The organism is Nocardiopsis sp. MG754419 (assembly GCF_018207095.1).
Classification (GTDB): domain Bacteria; phylum Actinomycetota; class Actinomycetes; order Streptosporangiales; family Streptosporangiaceae; genus Nocardiopsis.
Genome location: NZ_QOCZ01000016.1, coordinates 39,530 through 56,025, shown reverse-complemented (window position 1 = coordinate 56,025; position 16,496 = coordinate 39,530). Strand labels below are relative to the sequence as shown.

General features: G+C 69.8%; 16 protein-coding genes and 1 pseudogene. 8 read left to right on the top strand and 9 right to left on the bottom strand.

The window, feature by feature from the left end:
* Positions 1-439, top strand: a pseudogene (locus DSY14_RS05170) (DNA polymerase III subunit gamma/tau); the annotation flags it as partial.
* Between the two features lie 23 nt (positions 440-462).
* On the opposite strand, the gene DSY14_RS05165 reads toward DSY14_RS05170, so the two are convergent.
* Positions 463-1,074 (bottom strand): TetR/AcrR family transcriptional regulator, encoded by a 612-nt coding sequence (locus DSY14_RS05165; RefSeq protein ID WP_211715285.1) that lies wholly within the window; start codon positions 1,072-1,074, stop codon positions 463-465.
* Positions 1,075-1,145: 71 nt separating this feature from the next.
* Here DSY14_RS05165 and DSY14_RS05160 point away from each other — a divergent pair, with 71 nt between their 5' ends.
* Positions 1,146-1,388 (top strand): DUF6243 family protein, encoded by a 243-nt coding sequence (locus tag DSY14_RS05160; RefSeq protein ID WP_374223982.1) that lies wholly within the window; start codon positions 1,146-1,148, stop codon positions 1,386-1,388.
* A 112-nt stretch (positions 1,389-1,500) separates the two neighbouring features.
* On the opposite strand, the gene DSY14_RS05155 is transcribed toward DSY14_RS05160, so the two are convergent.
* Positions 1,501-2,649, bottom strand: coding sequence for a methyltransferase domain-containing protein (locus tag DSY14_RS05155; RefSeq protein WP_211715293.1), 1,149 nt, complete (start codon positions 2,647-2,649; stop codon positions 1,501-1,503).
* Positions 2,650-3,122: 473 nt separating this feature from the next.
* On the opposite strand from DSY14_RS05155, the gene DSY14_RS05150 reads away from it, so the two are divergent.
* The 4 genes from DSY14_RS05150 to DSY14_RS05135 all read left to right on the top strand — a co-directional run bounded on the left by DSY14_RS05150 (position 3,123) and on the right by DSY14_RS05135 (position 6,766).
* The gene (locus DSY14_RS05150) at positions 3,123-3,458 is read left to right on the top strand and encodes a YbaB/EbfC family nucleoid-associated protein (RefSeq protein WP_211715292.1); all 336 of its coding nucleotides are present in this window, start codon (positions 3,123-3,125) and stop codon (positions 3,456-3,458) included.
* Between the two features lie 197 nt (positions 3,459-3,655).
* Positions 3,656-4,255, top strand: coding sequence for a recombination mediator RecR (gene recR / locus DSY14_RS05145; RefSeq protein WP_211715284.1), 600 nt, complete (start codon positions 3,656-3,658; stop codon positions 4,253-4,255).
* Between the two features lie 181 nt (positions 4,256-4,436).
* A complete protein-coding gene (locus DSY14_RS05140; RefSeq protein ID WP_211715283.1) occupies positions 4,437-5,708 on the top strand; it encodes an aspartate kinase in 1,272 nt (423 codons plus the stop codon).
* A complete protein-coding gene (locus DSY14_RS05135) occupies positions 5,705-6,766 on the top strand; it encodes an aspartate-semialdehyde dehydrogenase (RefSeq protein ID WP_211715282.1) in 1,062 nt (353 codons plus the stop codon). Before DSY14_RS05140 ends, DSY14_RS05135 begins: the two co-directional genes overlap by 4 nt.
* A 107-nt stretch (positions 6,767-6,873) precedes the next feature.
* On the opposite strand, the gene DSY14_RS05130 is transcribed toward DSY14_RS05135, so the two are convergent.
* Positions 6,874-7,608: a GntR family transcriptional regulator gene (locus DSY14_RS05130; protein ID WP_211715281.1), complete on the bottom strand. Its 735-nt coding sequence runs from the start codon at positions 7,606-7,608 to the stop codon at positions 6,874-6,876.
* A 340-nt stretch (positions 7,609-7,948) separates the two neighbouring features.
* Here DSY14_RS05130 and DSY14_RS05125 point away from each other — a divergent pair, with 340 nt between their 5' ends.
* Complete coding sequence (locus DSY14_RS05125; RefSeq protein WP_211715280.1) at positions 7,949-8,332, top strand: PLD nuclease N-terminal domain-containing protein; 384 nt, start codon at positions 7,949-7,951, stop codon at positions 8,330-8,332.
* 170 nt (positions 8,333-8,502) lie between these two features.
* Here DSY14_RS05125 and DSY14_RS05120 read toward each other — a convergent pair whose 3' ends face one another.
* The 6 genes from DSY14_RS05120 to DSY14_RS05095 all read right to left on the bottom strand — a co-directional run bounded on the left by DSY14_RS05120 (position 8,503) and on the right by DSY14_RS05095 (position 14,902).
* On the bottom strand, positions 8,503-8,874 hold the full coding sequence (locus DSY14_RS05120; RefSeq protein WP_211715279.1) for a DUF952 domain-containing protein: 372 nt from the start codon (positions 8,872-8,874) through the stop codon (positions 8,503-8,505).
* A 96-nt stretch (positions 8,875-8,970) separates the two neighbouring features.
* Complete coding sequence (locus tag DSY14_RS05115; RefSeq protein WP_211715278.1) at positions 8,971-10,065, bottom strand: hypothetical protein; 1,095 nt, start codon at positions 10,063-10,065, stop codon at positions 8,971-8,973.
* 118 nt (positions 10,066-10,183) lie between these two features.
* Complete coding sequence (locus DSY14_RS05110) at positions 10,184-11,473, bottom strand: dihydrolipoamide acetyltransferase family protein (protein ID WP_211715277.1); 1,290 nt, start codon at positions 11,471-11,473, stop codon at positions 10,184-10,186.
* A gap of 11 nt (positions 11,474-11,484) precedes the next feature.
* Positions 11,485-12,498 (bottom strand): alpha-ketoacid dehydrogenase subunit beta, encoded by a 1,014-nt coding sequence (locus tag DSY14_RS05105; protein WP_211715276.1) that lies wholly within the window; start codon positions 12,496-12,498, stop codon positions 11,485-11,487.
* Between the two features lie 16 nt (positions 12,499-12,514).
* Positions 12,515-13,618 (bottom strand): pyruvate dehydrogenase (acetyl-transferring) E1 component subunit alpha, encoded by a 1,104-nt coding sequence (pdhA, locus tag DSY14_RS05100; RefSeq protein WP_211715275.1) that lies wholly within the window; start codon positions 13,616-13,618, stop codon positions 12,515-12,517.
* 606 nt (positions 13,619-14,224) lie between these two features.
* On the bottom strand, positions 14,225-14,902 hold the full coding sequence (locus DSY14_RS05095) for a GntR family transcriptional regulator (RefSeq protein ID WP_211715274.1): 678 nt from the start codon (positions 14,900-14,902) through the stop codon (positions 14,225-14,227).
* Between the two features lie 807 nt (positions 14,903-15,709).
* Here DSY14_RS05095 and DSY14_RS05090 point away from each other — a divergent pair.
* Positions 15,710-16,402 carry a phosphatase PAP2 family protein gene (locus DSY14_RS05090; RefSeq protein WP_374223981.1) on the top strand — a complete coding sequence of 231 codons (693 nt, stop codon included), beginning with the start codon at positions 15,710-15,712 and terminating at the stop codon, positions 16,400-16,402.
* The last annotated feature ends 94 nt before the right edge of the window (positions 16,403-16,496 follow it).

The following is a 16,496-nucleotide window of genomic DNA, read 5'->3' as shown; positions in this document are numbered from 1 at the left end:
GTCCGAACCGGCTCCGGAGCCGTCGGCACGGCCGGCCGGCCCGCCGCCGGAACGGCTGCTCAGCGATCGTCCGGAACCGCCGCCGGACCCCTACGAGGACGCCGCGGCCGCGCCGCCGCCGGAGGACCACGGCCCCGTCGCGCCCTCTCCGGGCGGAGGGGGTCGGGACGGCTGGGGCGCGCGTCCCGAGAACGGCGCCGGCCCGCGACCGTCGGGCGAGTCCGCCGGTGGCGGGGCCACCGTGGCCGGTGCCTCGGACGGACCGGCGACCCCGGCCATCCCGGCCGGCGGCACCCCGACACCCGGTGGATCCTCCGGTGCCGGCTCGCCCGGTGGCGCGGGGGGGACCGGGACCGGTGGTGGGGTCGCCCTCATCGAGACCGAGTTGGGCGGCAAGCTCATCGACGAGATCGAACACGGGGCCCCCGAGGAACTGTGATCGTGGCCCCGCGCCCGGGAGGTTCAGGGCCGGAGCGCGCGCAGGACCGCCTCGACCAGAGCGTCGGCGTAGGCGTGGTCGAGGGGGCCGGTGCGCAGCAGCCACCGGTGCTGGACGGGGCCGTTGAGCATCTCCACGGCCAGGTCCAGGTCGACGTCGGAGCGGATCTGGCCGGCGTCCCGGGCCGCGCGCAGACGGTCGCGGAACGCGTCGAGGTTGGGCTTGGTGAAACGTTCGTGGACCGCTCGGGCGAACTCCTCGTCGTGCTGGATCTCGGCGGTGAAGGCCCGGATGGTGCGGTCCATCGTGGGGTCGCCGAACTCGTCGGCGGTAGCGCGCAGCACCGTGGTGAGGTCGGCGGCCAGGTCGCCGGTGTCGGGGAGGGGAACGCCGGCCTCGGCGCCGGTGACGCGGGTGAACACGTCGAAGACCACGGCGGCCTTGGAGGGCCACCAGCGGTAGATCGTCTGCTTGCCCACCCGGGCGCGGGAGGCGATGGCCTCCACCGTCAGTTTGGCGTAACCGACCTCGCCCAGGAGTTCGGCCGCGGCGTCGAGGATGGCGTTGCGCGCGCGTTGGCTGCGACGGCGGGGGTCCGGTGCCCGTCGGGGGTGTTCATCGGTGTTGTCGGCCATACTTCCACGGTAGTCCCCTGAAAAGGACGAGACGTCTCGTCTTGGTATGGCTACGATCAGGGACGCACCTCGTGAACGAGACGTCGGATCTCGTTCCCTGCGAACCGGAGGACCCCTTGGCCAAGAACAGCGACAATCTGCTCGGTATGGGCGGACAACGCGCCACGGTCTCCCGCTCCACGCTGCGCGGGGGCCAGAACGGTACCAAGGGCGGGCCCGAAGGCGACGCCCACGAACGCAAGAAGGAACTGCTCCGCAGGTTCCGCGAGAAGAACGCGGCCCAGCGGAACGAGGGTTCCGAGGAACGTTCCTGACCCCGTGACGACGGCCCCCGCGTCCTGGGGGCGTCGTCGGCCCACGGCGTTCCTCTGAGCGTCCTCGTGCGACGGCCCCCGTGTTCGGGGGCCGTCGGCGTGTTCCCGCGGTTCAGATGGGTGAACCCACCGGCCAGGACCGTCCGGTCGGATCGTCCAGCCACACCCGCTGACCGCCCTCGGGTTCCACCACCAGCCCGAACCGTTCCGGTGGCGGCGCGCCCAGCGCCGACCAGAGTTCCAGGGCGTCCTCGAACTCGTCCCAGATGCTCCGCGGTCCGCCCTGCTCGATCATCCACGAGGTGCCGTAGGGGTAGATCCGCACCCACGACGATCCGCGGCGGTCGCACAGCCACAGTCCCGAACCGGTACCGATCCAGCGCCGCCGCATCCGCCAGTCCGGCACCATCACCGACAGAGCGAACGCCGGCGCGAACGTCACCAGGGGCGCGACGGGATCCTCCTGGGTGAGGCGGTACTCGTCCGGTTGCTGCCCGGCGTCGCGCATCGGCGGCAGCGCCGAGCCCGGGGTGCGCAGTGCCACGAACCCCACCCCTCCGTGGAAACGGCCCACGAACGTGCCCCGCGGTCCGCGTTCGAGGTGCATGAGCACCCCCGCGCTCTCCAACAGTCCCCACGGGCACACCACGCGTCCGCCCTCGCCGAGCTGTTCCTGCCAGGCCCGCGGTATCCGGCGCACCCCGCACACACTGATGATCCGGTCGTAGGGGGCTCCGTCCGGGTACCCGGCGTGGCCGTCCGCCAGATGGGTGGCGGGGGACAGGCCGGCCTCGCGCAGCGCGGCGCGGGCCACCCGGAGAAGACGGTCGTCGATCTCCAGGGAGACCACCGACCCCTCGCCCAGACGGTGGGCGAGCAGCGCCGTGTTCCAGCCCGTTCCCGTGCCCACCTCCAGGGCCCGGTGTCCGTCGGCGAGCTCGGCCAGCTCCAGAACGCGCGCGAGCACGGTCGGCGCCGAGCTGTAGGAGGTGGCGGGGCCCTGGTGGTGGTCGCGAGGCGGGGGCACCTCGGGCCCCTCCACGCGGGTGACGATGGCGTGGTCGGCGTAGACGGTGGCCAGCCATCGGTCCGGGTTCCCCTCGGCGTTCAGGGTGCCGCCGCGCGCGGTGAGCGCCCCCGTCTCCGGGATGAACAGGTGCCGGGGCACGGAGCGGAACGCGTCCACGAGTGCGGCGTCCCTCAGCGTGCCTTCCGCGATCATCGCCTCGATCAGTGCCGAGTTGCGCTCCCTGGCGGTCAACACGTCCTCTGTCCCCTGGTCGTCTTCGCTGGTCGGATGTGGTGTGCGAGGACACCGAAGGGGTCGATGAACCCCGTCGGCCATCATGTCAACCGACGGTGACGCTCGTGTCACTCTTCGGTCTTTCGGCTGGTGAAATCGGGTCAATGGTGCGACCAAGTCCTCCCGGTGACGCGAGGGTCCGCGGTCCGGCCCGACCTCGGCTCCGACCCCCGGTCTGGGGGTGGGGCGCGGACCGCGCGTGCGCCGAGCGCGAACGTCCGTCCGCTCCCAGCCGAGGACGCCCGTGGCCGAACGCGTCGTCGGCGGGGGAACGGGCAGGGAAGGGGTAGGGCCGGGTCGGGCGGCGGCCGGGACGCACGCGGTGGAGGAGGGACCGGCGGCGGATGTACCGACTACCCTCACAGACAAGTGACACCCGGTAGACCCAGCACCACGAGTGCGGCGAGGAGATGGCCGTGAACCCTGGCGGAATGGACATGCAGGCCCTGCTCCAGCAGGCCCAGCAGATGCAGCAGCAGCTTGTGCAGGCGCAGCAGGACCTGGAGGATGCCGAGGTCGAGGGCACCTCCGGTGGTGGCCTGGTCAAGGTCAAGTTGAGCGGGCGCGGTCAGGTCGAGGACATCACCGTCGACCCCAAGGCGATCGACCCCACCGACGTGGAGGAGACCGCCCAGACCGTCGCGGACCTGGTCCTGGCGGCCATCCGTGACGCCGAGGCGCAGGTGGAGAGCCTGCAGCAGGAGAAGATGGGCCCGCTGACCCAGGGCATGCCCGGCGGCGGTATCCCCGGGCTGCCCGGCTTCTAGGGCACGTACCGGGGCGACCGAGGTCGTCCCCGGGGCACCGTCCCGGTGGACCCACCGGGACGGTGCGACCACGACACACCCGTTCCGTGCGGGGTCTTCGGCCGAAGAGGTCGCCGTTCCCCGATACGGTGGGGAGAGTAGGGGCGCGCACGCCCCCGCCGGGAGTATCGGTCCCGGCTCCGACCGAGTGGGTAGGCATGTACGAAGGCGCGGTTCAGAATCTGATCGACGAGCTCGGGCGACTGCCCGGCGTCGGTCCGAAAAGCGCGCAACGCATCGCCTTCCACCTGCTGTCCGCCGAGCACGCGGACGTCAAGCGCCTGGTCAACGCGCTCGTCGAGGTCAAGGAGCGGGTTCGCTTCTGCTCGATCTGCGGCAACGTCGCCGAGGAATCCGAGTGCCGTATCTGCCGTGACGTCCGCCGCGACGTCGCCGTCATCTGCGTGGTCGAGGAGTCCAAGGACGTCGTCGCCATCGAACGCACGCGGGAGTTCCGCGGCCGCTACCACGTGCTCGGGGGCGCCATCAGCCCCATCGAGGGCGTCGGCCCGGACGACCTGCGCGTCAAGGAGCTCATGACGCGCCTGGCCGACGGCCAGGTGACCGAGCTGATCCTGGCGACCGACCCCAATCTGGAGGGGGAGGCCACCGCGACCTACCTGGCGCGGCTGGTCAAACCGATGGGCCTGAAAGTCACCCGCCTGGCCAGCGGTCTGCCCGTCGGCGGCGACCTGGAGTACGCCGACGAGGTCACCCTGGGCCGTGCCTTCGAGGGTCGCCGCAGCCTGGAGTTCTAGCTCACACTTCGCCGTAATTCGGACGAAATATGAGTAACCTCCGATCGAACGGGTAGGCCCGAGCGCTGGTGTGTCAAGACGCCACGCCCTTCTACCGCAGGTCGGAACGGGTGCGGCGCGGCGTCCCTGGCTACACTCCCTTGTGAATTGTCTTGATCCCAACTCCTCAGGAGCATCGATCGTGGCCCTAATCGTGCAGAAGTACGGTGGGTCTTCCGTGGCCGACGCGGAAGCCATCAAGCGAGTAGCCCAAAGGATCGTGGCTCAGAAAAAGGCGGGACATGACGTCGTGGTCGTCGTCTCCGCGATGGGCGACACGACCGACGAACTGCTGGACCTGGCCGAACAGGTCTCTCCGATGCCCCCGGCGCGCGAGCTCGACATGCTCGTCACCGCGGGTGAGCGCATGTCCATGGCCCTCGTCGCCATGGCCATCGAGAACCTCGGTTACGAGGCGCGCTCCTTCACCGGCTCCCAGGCCGGGGTCATCACCACGTCGTTGCACGGCAACGCCAAGATCATCGACGTGACGCCCGGACGCATCCAGGAGGCCATCTCCGAGGGCTCGATCTGTATCGTGGCCGGCTTCCAGGGCGTCTCCCAGGACACGAAGGACATCACGTCCCTGGGTCGTGGCGGTTCCGACACCACCGCCGTCGCTCTCGCGGGCGCGCTCAACGCCGACGCCTGCGAGATCTACAGCGACGTGGACGGAGTGTTCACCGCCGACCCGCGTGTCGTGCCGAACGCGCGGCGCATCCCCCAGGTCTCCTATGAGGAGATGCTGGAGATGGCCGCCAGCGGCACCAAGATCCTTCACCTGCGCTGCGTCGAGTACGCGCGCCAGTACAACATTCCCCTGCACGTCCGCTCGTCGTTCAGCCAGAAGCCCGGCACGTGGATCGTTTCGGAAGTCGAGGAAAGCGAAGGCATGGAACAGCCGATCATCTCCGGGGTCTCCCACGACCGGAGCGAAGCCAAGATCACCGTCGTCGGAGTCCCGGACAAGGTCGGTGAGGCCGCGACGATCTTCAAGGCGCTCGCGGACGCCGAGATCAACATCGACATGATCGTGCAGAACGTGTCGGCCGTCTCCACCTCCCGCACCGACATCTCCTTCACGGTGCCCAAGGACTTCGGCAAGCAGGCCGTCTCCTCCCTGAAGAAGGTCCAGGAGAAGGTCGGCTACGACTCCCTGCGGTACGACGACAAGATCGGCAAGGTCTCGCTGATCGGCGCCGGTATGCGCTCGTACCCGGGTGTGACCGCCCGCTTCTTCGACGCGATCGCCACCTCGGGCACCAACGTCGAGATGATCTCCACGTCGGAGATCCGCATCTCGGTCATCGTCGAGGAGGACCAGGTCGACGCCGCGGTCCAGGCCGCGCACAGTGAATTCCAGCTCGACGCCGACCAGGTCGAGGCTGTCGTCTACGGAGGTACCGGCCGATGAGCAACCGTCTTCCCACCCTGGCCATCGTCGGCGCGACCGGCGCCGTGGGCACCGTCATGCTCGACATCCTCACCCGTCGTCCGAACGTGTGGGGCGAGATCCGCCTGATCGCCTCCGCGCGCAGCGCCGGCAAGGTCCTGAGCGTGCGCGGCGAGGACGTCGTCGTCCAGGCGCTGGCCCCCGAGGTCTTCGAGGGCGTCGACGTCGCCATGTTCGACGTTCCGGACGAGGTGTCCAAGGAGTGGGCGCCGATCGCCGCCGCCCGCGGCGCGGTCGCCGTCGACAACTCCGGCGCGTTCCGGCTCGACCCGGACGTCCCGCTGGTGGTGCCCGAGGTCAACGCGGACCAGGTCCGCAACCGCCCGCGGGGCATCATCTCCAACCCGAACTGCACGACCCTGTCGATGATCGTGGCGATCGGTGCCCTGCACCGCACCTACGGCGTCAAGGAGCTCGTGGTCTCCTCCTACCAGGCCGCCTCCGGCGCCGGTCAGGAGGGCATCGACGTGCTGCGCGACCAGATGGCCAAGGCCGGCGCGGACCGCACCCTCGGGGACAAGGAGGGCGACATGCGCTCCGCCGTCGACGAGCTCGGTCCCTTCCCGGCGCCGCTGGCCTACAACGTCGTTCCGTGGGCGGGTTCGCTCAAGGACGACGGCTGGTCCTCCGAGGAGCTGAAGGTCCGTAACGAGTCCCGCAAGATCCTGGGCCTGTCGGACCTGAAGGTCTCCGCGACCTGCGTCCGCGTCCCGGTGATCACCACGCACTCGCTGGTCGTGCACGCGACCTTCGAGAGCGAGGTCGCCGCCGACGACGCCCGCAAGCTGCTGGCCGGCGCCGAGGGCGTCGAGGTCCTGGACGACCCCGCCAAGGGCGAGTTCCCGACCCCGAACGACGTGGTGGGCACCGACCCGACCTGGGTCGGTCGGATCCGCCAGTCGCTCGACGACCCCCGGTCGCTCGACCTCTTCCTGTGCGGGGACAACCTGCGCAAGGGCGCCGCGCTGAACACCGCGCAGATCGCCGAGGTCGTCGCCAAGGAGTTCACCCAGGCCTAGAGCGGTCGGGACCGTCCGGTCCGGCCGCGCGTCGGACGGATGAACCGAGGGCGGTGGCCCGTCCCTCCCACGGGAGAGGCGGGCCACCGCCCTCGGTCGTGTCCGGGTCAGGGCGCGGGTCTGCGGTTACGCGGTCGTGCCAGGGACAATTTGTAGAGAAGTCGACATTGTTCCGCGGAGCCGATGAGGTCCGAGGTCTCCACGGGGCGGTCGCCGCTGTAGTGGGTCCGTTCCACGACGAGGACGGGGACCCCCGTGGGACTGTCGAGCAGGGCCGCCTCGGAGTCACGCAGCGTGCGCACCCCGACCTCCTCCACGACCCGGTCGACGGGGTGGCCGGAGGCGCCCAGGCGGTCCAGCGGGCCCGCCTCGGCGGCGTCGAAGGGCGTGCGGAGCGTGCCGGCGGTGAGGACGGCCGGTTCCCATGATCGGTGCAGGGTGACCGGCCGGTCGCCGTTGAGCCCGAGCGAGGTGGTCCGGTAGACGGGGTCGCCCTCCCGCAGGGACAGACGGGTGCTGAGCCGACCGCAACACCGCTCCTGCTCGGTGCCGACGCGGTCCCGGACGAGTCTGCCCAGGCCGGAACCGGAGCTGGCGTCGGTGCGGGGTAGTCGGAACACCTCGGGTACGGCGCGGACGAAGTACCCGGAGCCGGGACGCGACTCCACCAGGCCCTCGGTGACCAGCAGCCGCAGCGCGGTGCGGGAGATCTGCTCACTGACCCGGTAGGTGCGGGCCAGGCGGGTGCGGGAGGGCAACCGGGTTCCCGGGGTCATCTCCCCCGTGAGGATGGGGGTGCGCAGTTGTTCGGCCAGCCAGAGGTATCGGGGTTGCCTGGCCACCGCTCACCGGACCCTCGGTACGGGTGGCCGACGGTGGAGGCGGGTTCTCGCGGTCCGGTGGGCGGGGACGCCCGTGCCCGTGGTGCTGCCGACCCGGGGACGGGGGGACGGAGTGAACCTGCCAGATCGCCGAAGCTCGCCCATGGCACCAGTAAAGCAGCGGAAAGGCCTGGTGGGGGGCGCTATCGGAAAGTCGTCGGTGTCCTCCCCGGGGGGACCATGGAATCGGAACCGGCACGGCCGACACGAGGAAACGCCCGAAACCGAAGGAATGTACTTCCCTGACCCTCCGTATTATTACTCTGTGTATTGATTCAGCTACGTCTTGCTTGGGGGAGACATGATCACGAACCTGTCGGAGTCACAGCGCATGGAGCGACTGATCCAACTGGCGGACAACAACGACCGCGCGGTCGCCTGGCTGGGCGGGATCACCGGCGTCCTCATCGGGCTCGTGTTCCTCGCGATCGTGTTGCTGGTGATCGCCGCGGTCATCTCCGCCCTCTTCGATGGCGACACCTCCGGAGGCGGCAAGCTCCTGTGGGTGATCTTCATCCTGTGGTTCCCGCTGTTCGGGGCCATCGCCTGGTTCGTGGTCGGCAGGAAGGGTCACCTCAACCGCTTCCTCGGGATCGACAAGGGCAGGGCCCGCCACACGATCCCCAGCAGTGTCGGGCAGCACAGCAGCGTGATGCCCGACCAGACCGGACTCGGTCACGCCTGATCTGCGTCTCCCGAGCGGGAGCCGACGTCGCGAAGGGTCTGTCCACAGCCTGTGGACAGACCCTTCCTTCGCCTGTGCGGACCGTCATCGTGTCGACGTGTCGCCACAGTGCGTCATCGGCCTCTGTCCACAGTGCGTAGTCGACGTGTCGACGCGGGCTTCCGGGCTGGTCAGTCGTCGTGGAGGACGTCTTCCAGGCCGGTGTAACGGCCCCGGTCGTCACGTCCCAGGCCGCGCACACCCACCACCGCGCGGCGCGGGATCGGGCCGAGGACGTGCGGGAACCGCACGTCGGGGCCGACCCCGGGCGGGGGAGCGGGGTCGGCCTCCTCCCACCGGACCTCCGCGTCGACGAGGTCGGTGTCCACCACCAGCACGACCAGGGGCTCCTCGGGTTCCGAGTAGAAGGCCCGGGCCACCGCGAGCATGGTGGATTCGTCGGGGGAGGCGTGCAGGAACCCCTGGGTGCTCAGGGACGCGGCGTGCACGTCCCCGCCGGCCCGCCAACGGGAGAGTTCGGTCAGGTGCAGAATGTGCGGCATGCCGGGACGCTACCGGGTGGGTGCGGGGTACGCGGAGCGCGCCCCCGCCGCCCGACACGGCGACGGGGCACGGCACCGCTCACGGCCCCAGTAGTCTCAGGGGTTGCCGGTCAGGCCCAGGCCGTAGTCGCTGACCTGGTAGTCCGACCGCCTTCCGCCACCACCGGGGAAGGGGATGCGGTCGCCGTCGTCGGTCAGTGACAGGTCTCGCGGGGAGTCGATCCGCAGAGCCTCGACGGTCTCCAGCACGAGCATCGCCATCCGCACCGCGTTGACCTCGTCGTAGCGGTAGCGGGGCGCCTGGTAGAGGATGTCGGCGCTCCGATGGCGCTCCTCGGTGGCCTCGATCCACCCCAGCTCCTCGGGGGCGGGGGCCTCCGGGTTCTGCGCCAGGGCGTGGACGGCGGCCTCGTCCAGACCCAGTTCCGCGTACTCGCCGAGTTCCAGGTGGAAGACCCAGGGGGCGCCGTGCCCGGGGATGTGGCCGTGGAAGCCGAACGCGCGGCCCAGGTCCAGCGCCGTGAGCTCGGCGGGCATGTGACGGAAGACCTCGACCAGCCGGCGCGCGTAGTCCGTCCAGTCCTCGCCGTGGGTGACCCCCGCGATGGACATGCCGCCGATGTCCCCCGTCAGGGAGACGCCGAGGAACCCGCCGGTCCGGTCGCCCCCGTGCTCACGGTGGTACCAGAACCACCCCTCGACCGGAGAGGTCGGCAGCAGACACAGGACGGGGCCGTCGCCACCGGCCCGCAGCTCCACGCTGTGGTCGTGTCGCCGCCATCGCAGGAAGGGGGCGCCCCACAGGGGGGTCCGGTCGTGGAAGGAGATGTTCGCGTCCTCGGACCCGACGACGTTCGGCTCCCCGAGCCGTGCGCGCAGGGCACGCCCCGCGTCCCGGAAGGCCTCGACCTGGGCGCGCGTCCCGCCCTCGACACGGCCCAGGGGGAAGTGCGCTCCGACGTACTCCTCGCGGGTGACGTGCCTGTCCATGAGCTCGTCGGCGGGGCGCAGCCACGCGTCGCCGAAGGAACCCGTGCGCAGGATCGGCCCCCACTCCCCGGCCTCCCATTTCCAGCCCTGGTCGATCGCCATCCGGGACAGGTCCGCCTCGGTCCACTTCCCGGGATCGAGGTGCTCCAACAGGGAACCGAGGGCGCCGATCCGGTCCGTCGCCCAAAGGTCGTTCGTCATGGTGTGCGGCCTTTCCAGGTGATGCGTCGATCATGCCGGCAATGCCGAACGCCCCGACCGGAATCGGGTTCCGGGCGGGGCGTTCGACGGTGTCGACGCGCGGGGCGCCGACGTTGTTCTACAGGATGATCCGCATGGGCTCTTCGAGGATCTCGGCGAGCGTCTTGAGGTAGGCGGCACCGACGGCGCCGTCCACCGCGCGGTGGTCGACCGACAGCTCCAGGGAGATGCGGTTGCGCACGGCGACCTCGCCGTCCACGACGACGGGCTCCTGACGCATGGCGCCGACCGCGAGGATGGCGGCCTCCGGCGGGTTGATCACCGCGGAGAAGCTGTCCACGCCGAACATGCCCAGGTTGGACACGCTGAACGTGCCGCCGCTCATCTCCTGCGGCTTGAGCTTGTTGTCGCGGGCCTTGCCGGCCAGCTCACGCGTGCGGGTGGAGATCTCCGACAGCGTGGCCTTGTCGGTGTCGTGCAGCACCGGCACGACCAGACCGGCGTCCACGGCCACCGCCACACCGACGTTGACCCGGTGGTGCTGGACCAGCGTGTCGTCGATCCAGGAGGTGTTGACCTCGGGGTGCAGCTTGAGCGCGGTGGCGCAGGCCTTGACGATGAGGTCGTTGAAGCTGATCTTCACGCCGGTCGAGGCCAGCTGCTCGTTGATCTGCCCGCGGAAGGCCTTGAGGGCCTCGGCGTCGATCGTGCGGCGCAGGTAGAAGTGCGGGACCGTCTGCTTGCTCTCGGTCAGACGGCGCGCGATCACCTTGCGCACGTTGCTGGTCTTGACCGCCTCCGAGCCGCGGACGTCGTCCTGGCTCGGCGGGGTGCTCTGGGCGGCGGGGGCGGACGGCGCGCTCGACGTGGCGGGCGCGGTGTCCTGGGCGGCGTAGCCGTCCTCGGCGGCGGCCTCGATGTCGGCGCGCACGATCCGACCCTTGGGCCCGGAGCCCTGGATCTTGGTGATGTCCAGGCCGTACTCCTTGGCCAGCCGGCGGGCCAGCGGGGAGGTACGAGGACGGTCGGCCGGGGCGGAGCCGTCGCCCGTGGGAGCGGCCGGGGCGGGCTCGGCGGCCCGGTCCTCGGACTTCTCCTCGGCGGCGGGCTCGGGGGCCTTCTCCTCGGCGGCGGGGGCGTCCGTGCCGCCCGACTCCTCGGGGACCGCCTCGGGGGAGTCGCCGATGTAGCCGATGACCTCACCGATCGGCACGGTGTCGCCCTCGGAGACGGTCTGCTTGACCAGGTAGCCGTCCTCGTAGGCCTCGAACTCCATGACGGCCTTGTCGGTCTCGATCTCGACCAGCACGTCACCGGACGCGACCTTGTCCCCCACCTTCTTCACCCAGGTGGAGATGACGCCCTCTTCCATGGTGTCGGAGAGGCGCGGCATGTGGATCTCGCTCATTGAAACTCCCTCTACCCGACCCGTTTGCCGACGGCGCTCAGGGTCTCCTTGATCGCGGTGCTGATCGACTCGACCGACGGCAGGGCCGCGGTCTCCAGCGGCTTGGCGTAGGGCATCGGCACCTCCGCCATGGCCACCCGGCGGACCGGGGCGTCCAGGTAGTCGAAGGCCCCCTCCTGGATCGAGGCGGCGATCTCCGCGCCGATCCCGTAGGTGAGCCAGTCATCCTCGCAGATGACCGCGGCACCGGTCTTCTTGACCGAGTCCACGAAGGTCTGACGGTCCAGCGGACGCAGGCTGCGCAGGTCCACGACCTCGACGCTGATGTCCTCCTCGGCCAGCTTCTCGGCGACCTGGGTGGCGACCATGGCCATCCGGGAGTAGCCGATCAGCGTGATGTCACTGCCCTCGCGGGTGACGGAGGCACGGCCGATGGTGGCGACGTTGTCGTTGACGGGCTCCGCGTAGTCCTCGGGAACCTCGCCCTTGGAGTTGTACAGACCCAGGTTCTCCAGGAACAGGACCGGGTCGTCGTCGCGAATGGCCGCGCGCAGCATCGAGGAGGCCTCGGCCGGGGTGCTGGGAGCCATCACCTTGAGGCCGGGGATGAAGGAGTAGAACAGTTCGATGTTCTGGGAGTGGGTCGCGCCCAACTGCTGGCCGCCACCACCGGGGGTGCGGATGACCATGGGCACGCTGGTCTGGCCGCCGAACATGCCGTAGATCTTGGCGGCGTGGTTGATGATCTGGTCGATGGCGATCAGCGAGAAGTTGATCGTCATGAGCTCGACGACCGGGCGCAGGCCCAGCATGGCGGCGCCGACGGCGGCGCCGACGAAGCCCTCCTCGGCGATCGGGGTGTCCTTGACGCGCCGGGGGCCGAACTCCTTGAGGAGCCCCTCGGTGATCTTGTAGGAGCCCTCGAAGACGCCGATCTCCTCGCCGATGACGAGGACGTTCTCGTCGCGCACCATCTCGGCGCGCAGCGTGTCCCGCAGAGCCTGGCGGTATGTGATCACGGACATGTGACTGGTTCCTTCCCTACTCCGCGAACACCGGGTCGGCGGGCATGCGCCGCGACTCGTTGGGAACCGGGGTGGCGTACGTGTAGTCGAAGAGCGTGGCGGGGTCCGGCTTCGGGCTGTTCTCCGCGAAGTCGGCGGCCTCGGTGACCTCGGCCTTGACGGAGGCGGCGATCTCGTCGCGGAGGTCGTCCGTGAGGACCCCGGCCTTGGTCAGCAGGTCGCCGAAGAGCGCGATCGGGTCGTTCTCCTCGGCGCGGGCCTCGTCGCGCTGCTCGTCGGTGCGGTACTTGGCCGGGTCGACGACGGAGTGGCCCTTCTGCCGGTAGCTCCAGGCCTCCAGCAGGAACGGGGTCTGCTCCTCGCGGGCGCGCTCGACCAGCCGGGTGGCGGTGTCGCGCACGGCCAGGACGTCACGGCCGTCCACGCGCTCACCCTCGATGCGGAAGGCGGCACCGCGCTTGTACAGCTCGGGCTCGGCGGAGGACATCTCCACGGTGGTGCCCATGCCGGTGAAGTTGTTGATCACCACGAAGACGACCGGCAGGTTCCACAGCTTGGCGATGTTGAGGGACTCGTGCCAGGCGCCGATGTTGGTGGTGCCGTCGCCCATCTGGCACATGACGACCTCGTCGCCGCCGCGGTAGGTGACGGCCAGGGCCGCACCGGTGGCCAGCGGCAGCTGCCCGCCGACGATGCCGTAGCCGCCGAGCATGCGGGTCTCGGTGTCGTACATGTGCATGGAACCGCCCCAGCCCTTGGACACGCCGTCGGAGCGCCCGTAGAGCTCGGCCATGACCCGCTTGGGGTCCATGCCCTTGCCGATCGCGTACCCGTGGTCACGGTAGTTCGTGAACAGGTAGTCGCGCTCCTGGAGGGCCGTCATCAGGCCGACGACGGTGGCCTCCTCGCCGAGGTTGAGGTGGCAGTAACCGCCGATCCGGGCCTGGGTGTAGGCCTGGCCCGTGCGCTCCTCGAAGCGCCGGATGAACAGCATCTGGCGGTAGTAGTCGAGGAGGGTCTCCGGCTTCTCGTTTCCGAGACCGGTGGTGTCCTTGCGGCTGCGTCGCCTGGACCCGGAGGCCCGGGCGGTGCCGCCCTTCGGCTTGGCCGTGTCAGCCATGGTGTGCCTTTCTACGTACGAGAAGGCCTGCCCTTCCGGCCTGTGGGTCGGGTGGCGTGGCCCGCCCGGACCCCGCTGTCAGGCGTGGTCCCGGCGTGTGCCGCCGCCGGGCTCGTCGGCGGCGACACTGTGGCTGTTGCGGGGCGCGTCCGATGGGGGCGTGGCTGTGCCCGGTGACGGACGCGAAGCGTGTCGGGTCGCGTGTGCAGTTGTCGCGCCGCGACCCTTGACGGCATTGCTTCCCGGTCTGGAGTGCCGTAAGCATCCGCCGGGAGGCCGCCCGAGTTCGTTCACCGGCCGGATGAACGACCCCGTGCCACCAGGGTGCACGCGCGCGTGAGTGTGACGTGCGTCGCGCACACTCTACGGTCTGATCGATGATCGATCAATACAACTTTACGACAGATGCCCGCAGTTCGGTGCAAAGCACCAGGTCCGTCCGGGGTCGGTGGAGGGAACCGGTGCGTGGGTGTGGACGCCGAGTAGACCCGCCCGCGTACGGGTAGGGCGAAGAGGAGAAGACAGATCCGCACCGCGGTCCGTCGTCGGGCCGCCCGCACGGGAGAGGCGCGGGTCGCGCGGCGGGTCGGGCCCGCCGCACGGGTCCTAGCGCTTGCCGCCGTGGGTCTTCAGCGCCGCCTCGACGTAGTTCATGACGTGGTCGCTGAGCATCTGGCCCACGGTCGGGTCCCCCTCGCGGAAGGCCTTGGTGATCTGGGCGTGGTCGGCCGCCTTGGCGTGCAGCTCCATGTTGAGCCAGCGCACCGACAGCGCGGTCCACACCTCCACGCCCAGGGACTCCCAGGTGTGCAGGAGCACGCTGTTGTGCGCGGCCCGCACGACCTCGCGGTGGAACTCCACGCTGTGCCGAATCTGCTCGGTGACGTCGCCCCGGGCCGTCGCGGACTGGAGAGCCTTGACCTCGCGCTCCAACGAGGACGGGTCCTCGGCCAGACGTGGAGCCGCCAACTGAGCGGCGACGAGCTCTAGACCGGCACGAACGGGGTAGATCTCCGCCATGTCCTGGACACCGAACGCCCTGACCCTGGCGCCCTTGTTGGGCACCGTCTCGATCAGACGCAACGTCTCCAGTTCGCGCAGTGCCTCGCGGACCGGCGCCTGGCTCACCTTGAGTTCGGTGGCGATCCGGCGTTCGACGATGCGTTCGCCCGGCTGCCAACGACCGGACAACAGGCCCTCGACCAAGACCTGCCGGATCTGCTCCCTCAAGGGCTCGCGCGCGAGCTTCGAGGGGTCGTCCGGCAACTGTGGGAGGTCGACCATCCAGGGCCCTTCCGTTCTCCGTCCCGTGCGCGACCGGCGCAGGGGCCGACGCACACCGCTGTCTGACAAGCTCCTTGAAGAGTGCCACACGCGGGTGGGTCGACCGGACCGTCGGCCACGAACCGCTAACGATAACCTCACGAAAAGATCGCGCCCCGGTGAAGCGACCGGAGCGGAGAGAAGTGCCTGGGGCAAAGTCCGAGGTAGAAGGATCACACTTGACCCGTCGGGCCACCATTGCCGTGGTGTGTCCGGGTAGGCTCACCTGTCGGCGATACCCAGACAAGGTCGGACGGAATGTAGTGGACGTCACGACCTCGCCGCGAACAGGGTGCCTCGAACTGCGCGAACGGAACCGGAGAGGGATGCGGCGCGGGAAGGGAGGCATCGACCGACGACCAGTTCCGTCTCGGAGAACCGGACCTGTCCACCGACCGGTCGCGAACATCGCGAACCAGCCGGAAGGTTCGGCCGTCGAACCAGGCGCAGGGGACCAGACCCCCTCGGTGTTCCACCGACGCCCGGTGTCGACCCCGAGGACGTCAGAACCAGTCCCGACAACCGCGGCTAGCCCGTCCCCCCACGCCTCAGCAGTGCCACAGGCAAGCCCACGACGTGTGAGACAGCACTGAGCACATGACGCATTCTTCGAGGACCAGGCGCGCACGGTCCAGACAGACGCCTCCGCAGCCCGAGGAGGAGCGGCGACAGCCGGCTCCCGGGCCCTACAGCGGACCCATCCCCGTGGTGCGAGCCAAGGAGTTCGCGCCAGGGCCGCCCGTCGTACGCGCCGTCAAGTGGCCGAGTGTGAGCGAGATCGCGTGGGGGCTCGCCTCGGACCGGATCGCGATCATCCTCTTCGTGGCGCTGATCGTGATGACGATGCTCGCCGCGGGGCCGCTGCACCCGGTCGACAACTTTCTCAACGAGGTGCCCCGCCCTTTCTGGGACGTCCTGCGTGAGCCGTTCATCTTCTGGCCGGACAACGTGGCCTCCCGTTACGTGGCGTTGCCGGTCCTGGGGGTGACCACCCTTCAGCTGGCCTACTGGCACCGGAGTTGGCGCCCCATCATCCTGGGGGCGGGCGGCGTCTTCGGGATGATGTCGATGGTCTCGGTGATGAAGCTGTTCTTCAACCGAGGTCACGCCAAGTACTTCGACCCCGACTTCTTCGCGGGCATGGGCAACGTGGCCTTCCCCTCGGGCCACGGAGCCAACGCGATCCTCATCTACGGGCTGGTGCTGTTCCTGATCATCAGGTTCGGGGCGGCGCGGCCGCACATCATCAAGCGCCTGGCCTACTGCATCGTGGGCATCGCCCTGCTCCAGTCCACCGTCTCCATCTACCTGCACTTCCACTGGTTCACCGACCTGGTGGCCGGGATGATCGCCGGCGGGTTCGCACTGCGGCTCACGATCCGTCTGGACCGGATGATCCCGCACGGGCACACCGCCCAGTGGTGGCCCTGGTACGGCGGGCGGGGCCGGGCCGAGGCCTGACCGGCGGTCCACGGGCCGGAAGCGCGGTCCCCGAGCCCGCGGGTCCGTTCCGCCGACCCGCGGCCCCCGTCCCTCGGGGCCGTCCACGGACGCG

Excerpts from the sequence above, each read along its gene's own strand:
- DSY14_RS05165 (WP_211715285.1), bottom strand. The coding sequence starts at position 1,074 with ATGGCCGACAACACCGATGAACACCCCCGACGGGCACCGGACCCCCGC.
- DSY14_RS05150 (WP_211715292.1), top strand. The coding sequence starts at position 3,123 with ATGGACATGCAGGCCCTGCTCCAGCAGGCCCAGCAGATGCAGCAGCAG.
- recR (WP_211715284.1), top strand. The coding sequence starts at position 3,656 with ATGTACGAAGGCGCGGTTCAGAATCTGATCGACGAGCTCGGGCGACTG.
- DSY14_RS05135 (WP_211715282.1), top strand. The coding sequence starts at position 5,705 with ATGAGCAACCGTCTTCCCACCCTGGCCATCGTCGGCGCGACCGGCGCC.
- DSY14_RS05125 (WP_211715280.1), top strand. The coding sequence starts at position 7,949 with ATGATCACGAACCTGTCGGAGTCACAGCGCATGGAGCGACTGATCCAA.
- DSY14_RS05120 (WP_211715279.1), bottom strand. The coding sequence starts at position 8,874 with ATGCCGCACATTCTGCACCTGACCGAACTCTCCCGTTGGCGGGCCGGC.
- DSY14_RS05115 (WP_211715278.1), bottom strand. The coding sequence starts at position 10,065 with ATGACGAACGACCTTTGGGCGACGGACCGGATCGGCGCCCTCGGTTCC.
- DSY14_RS05110 (WP_211715277.1), bottom strand. The coding sequence starts at position 11,473 with ATGAGCGAGATCCACATGCCGCGCCTCTCCGACACCATGGAAGAGGGC.
- DSY14_RS05105 (WP_211715276.1), bottom strand. The coding sequence starts at position 12,498 with ATGTCCGTGATCACATACCGCCAGGCTCTGCGGGACACGCTGCGCGCC.
- pdhA (WP_211715275.1), bottom strand. The coding sequence starts at position 13,618 with ATGGCTGACACGGCCAAGCCGAAGGGCGGCACCGCCCGGGCCTCCGGG.
- DSY14_RS05095 (WP_211715274.1), bottom strand. The coding sequence starts at position 14,902 with ATGGTCGACCTCCCACAGTTGCCGGACGACCCCTCGAAGCTCGCGCGC.